Source organism: Roseicyclus sp. (assembly GCF_052168335.1).
GTDB lineage: Bacteria > Pseudomonadota > Alphaproteobacteria > Rhodobacterales > Rhodobacteraceae > Roseibacterium.
Genome location: NZ_JBQLZP010000573.1, coordinates 1 through 4,734 on the forward strand (window position 1 = coordinate 1; position 4,734 = coordinate 4,734).

Annotated in this window: 5 protein-coding genes; all 5 read left to right on the forward strand. The window is 74.0% G+C overall.

Annotation, left to right across the window (positions count from 1 at the left end; genetic code table 11):
* Window positions 1–1,294: glycosyltransferase (locus ACTS11_RS17645; protein WP_442641605.1), on the forward strand; the 1,294-nt coding region annotated here is incomplete at its 5' end.
* A 93-nt stretch (window positions 1,295–1,387) separates the two neighbouring features.
* Entirely contained in the window at window positions 1,388–1,852 is a 465-nt protein-coding gene (locus ACTS11_RS17650) for a UDP-N-acetylglucosamine--LPS N-acetylglucosamine transferase (RefSeq protein ID WP_442641606.1), read from the forward strand.
* A gap of 28 nt (window positions 1,853–1,880) precedes the next feature.
* The gene (locus tag ACTS11_RS17655; RefSeq protein ID WP_442641607.1) at window positions 1,881–2,438 is read left to right on the forward strand and encodes a glycosyltransferase; all 558 of its coding nucleotides are present in this window, start codon (window positions 1,881–1,883) and stop codon (window positions 2,436–2,438) included.
* Window positions 2,435–3,277 carry a glycosyltransferase gene (locus ACTS11_RS17660; RefSeq protein ID WP_442641608.1) on the forward strand — a complete coding sequence of 281 codons (843 nt, stop codon included), beginning with the start codon at window positions 2,435–2,437 and terminating at the stop codon, window positions 3,275–3,277. The genes ACTS11_RS17655 and ACTS11_RS17660 overlap by 4 nt, the downstream gene beginning before the upstream one ends.
* A 4-nt stretch (window positions 3,278–3,281) precedes the next feature.
* Window positions 3,282–4,734 (forward strand): hypothetical protein (locus ACTS11_RS17665; protein ID WP_442641609.1); only part of this gene is annotated, 1,453 nt, incomplete at its 3' end.

Here is a 4,734-nt window from a genome sequence, read left to right on the forward strand (position 1 = left end):
CGAAGTGCCGGGCCCGCGCCGCCGCGCCGGAGGCCGTGCGATGATGAAGGTCCTTCTCGTCGCGCCCAACGTCGACGGCACCGATGTCGGCGAGGCGCTGATGGCCTACAAGTGGGCCGAGGCGCTCGGCCCGCTTGTCGATCTCACCGTCCTGACGTTCCAGCGGCCGGGCCGCCCGGACGTGGCCGCGCAACTGCCCCGCGCCCGCGTCGTCACCTGGCCCGAGCCCGCCTGGGCGATGGCGCACGAGCGGCTGAACGCGATGCTCAAGCCCGCCTGGCCCGTCTTCGCGCGGCAGGTGCGCGGCTGGATCGGTGCGGCGCTGACCCGGGGGGAGCGCTTCGACATCGCGCACCAGCTCATGCCGGAGGCCGCGCGCTATGCCTCGCCGCTCCGGCATTTCGGGATTCCCTACGTGATCGGCCCCCTCGGCGGCGCGCTGGAGACGCCCGAGGCGTTCCGCGCCGAGGTGGCGGGCGCGCCCGTCTTCACCCGGCTGCGCGCGCTCGACGCCTGCCGCTTCCGCCACGATCCCTGGCTCAGGCAGAGCTATGTCCGGGCCGCCTGCATCCTCGGCGTCGCGCCCTACGTGGAGGAGGTGCTGGCCGATATCCCGCTCCGCCGGTTCGAGAGCGTGCTGGAACTCGGCGCCGACGACGTGGCGCCCGTGCGGATGCGCGCGGGCAGGCCGGGAACCCTCGCGGTGCTCCATGTCGGGCGCGCGGTCCGCACCAAGGGCCTGCGCGACGCGGTCCGGGCGCTCGCGCAGCTGCCGGACCTGCCCGGCGTGACCCTGACGAGCGCGGGCGCGGGCGAGGATCTCGAGCCCTGCCGCGCCGAGGCCGAGCGCCTCGGCCTCGCCCACCGCGTCCGGTTCCTCGGCCGCGTCCCGCGCGTCGAGGTCGAGGCCCTCTACGAGACGCACGACGTGTTCTGCTTACCCTCCTTCCGCGAGCCTGCGGGCGGCGTCCTCTACGAGGCGATGCGCCACGGGCTGCCGGTGGTGACGGCGGACCGGGGCGGGCCGGGATGGATCGTCGACGACGCCTCCGGCCTGCGGATTCCGGTGAGCGACCCCGAGACCTACGCCCGCGCCATCGCCGCCGCGCTGCGTCGCCTGGCCGGGGACCCCGGCCTCCGCGCCCGCCTCGGCGCAGGCGCGCGGGACAAGGTGGCGCGCGAGGGACTGTGGCCCGCCAAGGCGGCACGGCTGGTGGCGCTCTATGCGGATATCACGGCCGACCGAACCGCGCCCCTTCCTATCCGAAAGGCTATGGCACCCTGTGCGAAATAGCCGGCCGGGCCCCTGTTCGCGCAGTGTTATCAGTTGGTTAACCTGCGGTATCGACGTCGCTGGAACAGCAATGCCGATACAGGACACCAGCCGATGTTCAAGCGTACCCGCACCCGCCCCGTCATCCTCGCCGTCTCGTCGGGGGGTGGCCACTGGATCCAGCTTCAGCGCCTCGCGCCGGCCTTCGCAGGGGCCGAGGTGCATTATGCCACCACCGATCTCTCGGCCGCCGAGGCGGCCGACGCCCGCGTCCACGTCTATCCCGACGCGAACAAGGACACGCCCCTGCGGCTCGTGGCCTGCCTCCTGCGGATGGCGTGGATCGTGCTCCGGGTGCGGCCGGACGTTGTCGTCTCGACCGGCGCGGCGGGCGGCTTCCTCGCCATCCGCCTCGCGCGGCTGGTCGGGGCGCGCACCATGTTCATCGACTCCATCGCCAACGCGCGCGAGCTGTCGATCTCGGCCCGCCTCGCGCTGGGCGTGGCCGACCGGGTCCTGTCGCAATGGCCGCGCGTGGCCGAACTGACCGGCGCGGAATACCGCGGCGCCGTGATCTGACGGGCCGCCGGCAACCGGGACCTCCGCCATGATCTTCGCCACCGTGGGCACGCAGCTGCCCTTCGACCGCCTGCTCCTCGGTCTCGACGGCTGGGCCGCCCGGAACCCCGGCGTACCCGTTCTCGCCCAGGCGGGTGCGAGCCGGCGCCGCTTTCGCCACATCGAGACGGTGGGCCACCTCGGCCAGGCCGAGTTCCGCGCCCGCCTCGGGGCCGCGCGCCTCGTCGTGGCCCATGCCGGCATGGGCACGATCCTGACGGCGGCGGAACTGGGCAAGCCCCTGATCCTGATGCCCCGCCGCGCCAAGTTCGGCGAGCACCGCAACGACCACCAGCAGGACACCGTGCGCGAGATGGCGCGGCTGTCGAACGTGTCGGTCGTCGAGGACGGCGAGGCGCTGCATCTGGAGCTCGACCGCGCGCTGGCGCGGGGCTTCGAGGTCGCCTGCACCCGCACGCCCGACGCGTCCGACGCGCCCGGTGCGCCCGGCGCGAACGACGCCCTCCACCCGCTGATCGACGTGATCCGCGCCTTCGTCTGGGACCGGCCGGAAGGCCGCGCGGCGGGTGATGGGGGCGTCGCATGACCCTCGCCACCATCCTCATCCCCGCCCATGACGAGGCGGCGGTCATCGGGCGCACGCTGTGGTATCTCTCGCGCGGGCTGCCGCTCGGGCAGGTGCGCGTCGTCGTCATCGCCAACGGTTGCTCGGACGCCACGGCGGCGCGGGCGCGGGCGGCGCTGCCGCAGGCGCTGGTGATCGAGACCGAGCGCGCGGGCAAGTGCCACGCGCTGAACCTCGGCCACGCGGCGGCCGATCCGGGCGCGCCGGTGATCTGCCTCGACGCCGATCTCGACGTGACGGCGGAATCGCTCCTCGCGCTGCTCGAGCCCGTGGCCGAGGGCGGCGCGATGGCGGCCTGCGGCCAGATGGACGTCGCCACCGCCGACGCCTCGCCCGCGGTGCGGACCTTCTACGTCGGCTGGCGCGCCAACCCGTATTTCGCGAGGGGCAAGTTCGGCGGGCTCTTCGCGCTGTCGCCGGAGGGTGCGGCCCGCGTCTTCCCCTTGCCGGAGGTGACCGCCGACGACGAGTTCATCCGCCGCAGCTTCGCCCCCGGCGAGGTCGCCTTCGTGCCCGGCTGCCGCTTCACGGCGCGTGCGCCGCTGACGATGGCGAGCCTCCTGCGTGTCCGGCGGCGGAGCCTGCGCGGCGCGCGCCAGATCGCGCGGATGGGCAAGGCCAGCCCCGAGCGCGGCAGCGCCCGCGCCATGCTGCGCCGCGCGCTCGCCGCGCCCGCCGATGCGCTCCCGATCGCCTTCTTCCTCCTCGTGACGCTCTGGGTGCGGCTCTCGCTCGCGGTCGACCGCGGGGCGGGCGCCGCCCGGTGGGAGCGCGACCTGACCACGCGCGTCCCGGGATAGCGACATGGGCGCCGCCGCATCCCTCCCCCTGCCCGAAGAGGAGCAGGGCCAGCCGCTCGCGGCCCAGCCCGGCCCGCCCGAGCCGAACCCGCTCGGCGCGCTCGCGCGGGCGCTGCGCGGGCGGTGGAAACACGCCTTCGGCGGCGCGGTCCTGCTCGGCGGGGCGCTCGGGGCGGGGGGCTACATGTCGGGGGCCGAGCTCTACGAGTCGCAGGCCATCCTCCGGGTCTTCCCGCAGGAATCGAACATCCTTTACGCCACCGGCGACGACTCGGTCCTCAAGACCTTCGACAGTTTCGTGAAGGCCGAGACGAGCTATGTCGCGTCGCATCCGGTCATGGCCCGCGCGCTGGAGATCCTGACCGGGACGCGGCCCGAGCTGGCCAGCGGCCTCACCGTCTCCGACCTCACCGGGTCGATCTCGATCCGCCGGTCCGACAGCCTGATCGTGCTGACCACCCTGAGCCGCGACGCCGCCTTCGCCGCCGACAAGCTCGAGGCGGTCGTCGCGGCCTACATGGCGCTGACGGCGGAGACCGAGGAGGCCCGGTCCGCCGTGCGGCTGGCCGAGCTCCATGCCCGCGAGGCGGAGCTCCTCGTGCGGCTCGAGCAGTTGCGGGCCGACCAGCTCGAGATCGGCGGCGAATACGGCATCAGCGCCATCGCCCGCGCCCATGTGGAGAAGATAGCGCAGATCGACGGGCTCGACGCCCGCCTGTCCGAGGTCGCGGCGACGCTCGCCGCCATCGAGGCCAGCGACGGCGCCACTTCTGTGGATACCTCCGACCAGGAGATCATGCGCGCGACGCTGCTCGACCGGACCATGGCCGACCTCGGCTTCGAGCGCGCGCGGCTGATGAGCGAACTGGCCGCGCTCCGCGCCGGATATGCAGGGCAGACCAACCCCCGCTTCGTGCAGGCCGAGCGCGCGAAGCTCGAGGAGATCGCCGTCATCGAGCGCGCGCTCGCCGACCGGCGCGAGCAGATCCGCATCCTCGGCCAGACCGGCGCGCTGACCGACGCGAGCGCGGACGGCGACGACAACAGCCTGGAGGAGCTGCGCGGGCTGGAGGCACGCCTCGCCGGGCAGCTTGCGGCGGCGCGCGAGGAGGCGCGGGATCTCAACCGCCGCCGGATCGAGCTCGACCGCGTGGAGCGGGAGATCGGGGACTCCGAGGACCTGCTGGAGGAGACGCGCCGCGCCCTCGAGGTGATCCGCCTCGAATCCGGGCGCGCGCTGCCCGGATACACGGTGCTCATGTCGCCGCCCTCCGAACCGCTGGAGCCCTCCGACGACAGCCGCAAGACCCTCGCCGCCGCCGGGATCGCGGGGGGCGGCGGCCTCGCGCTGATGATCGCGCTGGCGCTGGGCCTCTCCGACCGGCGCATCCGTTTCGCCGAGACGCTGACGCCGGTGGCGCACCGCCTGCCCGTGGTGCAGGTCTCCACCGCCGAGG